Here is a 504-nt window from a genome sequence, read left to right as displayed (position 1 = left end):
GAAGGCCGCGATGGATGTCGGCACAAAGTGGTCAATCAAGCTCACCAATGGCGAGACGATGCAATACCGCATTATCGGCATCAACCACGATGATCTCGCGGCCGGCTCCGGCAAAGCTGGGTTGACGTTCCTAACTACCTCGACGAACATCAAATCCCGCATGAACGCTACAAGTGACAACACCGGCGGCTGGGAGAAGTCGGAACTTCGCCAGAAGATGAACTCAGGCGAGATCTGGAACCTCCTGCCATCCGATTTCCAGTTCAAGGTTAAGGTCGTAAAGAAGCTCACGAACAACGTTGGCTGCGGCCATGAGCAGAACGAGGATACAGCCGCGGTCATGGCAACATCAGACAAACTGTTCCTGCTCAGCTACTCCGAGATCGTCCCCGCCTCCTATTGGGCATCCGGCTATCCCTGGACTTCCTCCGAGGGAACCCAGTACGAGGCGTTCCAGGGCAAGGTAACGAACAACTATTCGGGCAACTCTTGTCTTGGCATTGG

General features: G+C 55.2%; 1 protein-coding gene. It reads left to right on the top strand.

The genetic code is table 11. From position 1 onward, the window contains the following. Positions 1 to 10 precede the first annotated feature (10 nt). The coding region (locus DW754_RS10850) for a DUF6273 domain-containing protein (RefSeq protein WP_199411509.1) at positions 11 to 504 on the top strand (494 nt) is incomplete at its 3' end.

The sequence above is a fragment of the Collinsella sp. AM29-10AC genome, from assembly GCF_003469085.1.
GTDB lineage: Bacteria > Actinomycetota > Coriobacteriia > Coriobacteriales > Coriobacteriaceae > Collinsella.
Note: the sequence above shows the minus strand (reverse complement) of the source record. Positions and strands in the feature narration are given on the sequence as shown.